Source organism: Paracoccus gahaiensis, assembly GCF_005048225.1.
GTDB classification, from domain to species: domain Bacteria; phylum Pseudomonadota; class Alphaproteobacteria; order Rhodobacterales; family Rhodobacteraceae; genus Paracoccus; species Paracoccus gahaiensis.
On sequence record NZ_SUNI01000067.1, the window covers coordinates 1 to 1,852 of the forward strand.

The 1,852-nt window shown below is 59.9% G+C and carries 1 protein-coding gene; it reads right to left on the minus strand.

Annotated features, from left to right (window positions below; translation table 11 throughout):
• Positions 1–795: 795 nt before the first annotated feature.
• Positions 796–1,761, minus strand: coding sequence for a site-specific integrase (locus FA743_RS20090; protein ID WP_136887818.1), 966 nt, complete (start codon positions 1,759–1,761; stop codon positions 796–798).
• Between the last annotated feature and the right edge of the window lie 91 nt (positions 1,762–1,852).

The following is a 1,852-nucleotide window of genomic DNA, read 5'->3' on the forward strand; positions in this document are numbered from 1 at the left end:
GCTTCCTGCTCCTTGATCATCCCAATGATCTGCGCCTCGGTGAAGCGGCTTTTCCTCATATCGTATGCTCCTTCGTGATGAAGCAAACTCTACATCAAACCGAGGGACGTTCCGGGGGGCAGGTCAAGAATTGAGGATTGGCTTTTCAAAGAACTGCTCAGACATTGGTGATTTCCCGCGCTTTCAGCAAGGCCACAGTCTCTGCCCCTCTCCCGATCCACTCCACTTGAGGCACCAATGAGGCGCAGCAGCGAACACCAGAGAATGTGGCGAGTTGCCTTCGTGACCATGCATCCATACGCAATCTTGCAATCCCAAAAAAATGTCCTCGATCAAAAACTTGGAGTGCCGCGCTCGGCTGCGCTCCATGATCGCTGACAGGGAAGTTGCCAGAGTCTGTCCACCATTACCAGACTTTAGCCATCGACCAGCTACCAGAAGCAAATTGCTTCCGTTGAGCCGAGTTGAGAGGCCTGCATTGATGCCTCTGTCCGTTTGGGTACCCCCGTCGTTGAAGCCGTGGGATGAACCGGCTCCGGGGAAGGGGAACCTCGACCCGCAGCCGAGTTGTGCAACAGACCAAGGCAAGGGCAGTAGCTTAAATCAGCCGGAAATCTGTCCAAGGATCGAGGAGTAGCTCACACGGCGTGCACGTTTCCTTTCTAGAAGTCCAGACCGTTATGATTACAGCTGGGCTCTACGTTTTCCTGGCAATCGGCATGGAGGTTCAGGAGATGAAAGACGTGCGCCAGACTGATCTTGTGGTGCCTGCCCCGCGCTGGCCTTCCCCCGCTTTCAAAGGGCCAAGGCTTGAAGAATTTCGCGGGTCTGCTCAAGACTGGCCCCCGCGCCGTAGCGTTCCCGGTCCAGCGCATGCCCGAACAGGTCGGCGCGGATGCGCGGATCGACCTTCGCGGCAATCATGCGATCCTCGAAGCTGTGCCGCAGGCAGTAGAGCGTGTGCGCCTCCGTCTCGCACAAACTGTTTTCTCGGAGGTATTTGTTGATCGTCGCGGACAGGCCGGGCTTGTCCTTGTAGCGCGGGAACCCGTCGGGGCATTGGCTGAACGCCGCAAGGCTGATGCCGACCAATGGGATTCGGCGCTTCGCGTTCCGGCTTTTCAGGGTCCGGTCCACCCCCTCGATTGACAGATGCGGCACCGCGTCCTCCAGCCGGATCTGCGCCCGCGTCAAGTTTTGCAGTTCCGAGGGCCGGCAGCCGGTGTTGACCATGCCCAAGAGGATCGTCCGCGCCTCCAGGTTCAGCCCGTCCAGCGCGCCCGGCGCCATGATCCTGTCCCTGATCCAGGCGACCGAGAACGGCGGTCGCGTGCGCGCCTCGTCGTCCTTGAGCATCCGCAGGCTGCGCAGCGGCAGTTCAAAGCCCAACTGCATGGCCTCGGTGACGCTGGCTAGAATATCCTTCAGATGCGTGAAGTCCTTGGTGGCGCTGTTGGGCGTCAGGTCGTCATCCTCGACCTTCTTGACCCACCAGGACCGAAAGTCGCGCAACTGCTGCGGCCCGATCTCGGACAGGGGAAGATTACCGATCGCCTTGACGAAGTTCGCCACCGCCTTCTTGCGCGGGTTTTCCCATCGCCTTCTCTGGTCGTCGCTCTTGCCCCGTCGACGGTCTGCGGCGATCGACCAGTATTCCTCCAGCGCGCGCGTGACGGTGATCTGCGGTTCGGGCGCGACCCCCAGGAGGGCATCGGCCTCGGCATGGCGGTGTTTGTCAAAGGAGTTGTCCGCTGATTTCATGCGGCGTCTCTGATTTCAGGGACGCTGATTTCGTTTTCGGGATTGAGCCAGACCGGTCCGGCGGGTTGCCAGTTGCGGGTTTTGCCTGACC

What these genes read in the sequence shown, in the direction of transcription:
- FA743_RS20090 (WP_136887818.1), bottom strand. Translation starts at nt 1,761, where the DNA reads ATGAAATCAGCGGACAACTCCTTTGACAAACACCGCCATGCCGAGGCC.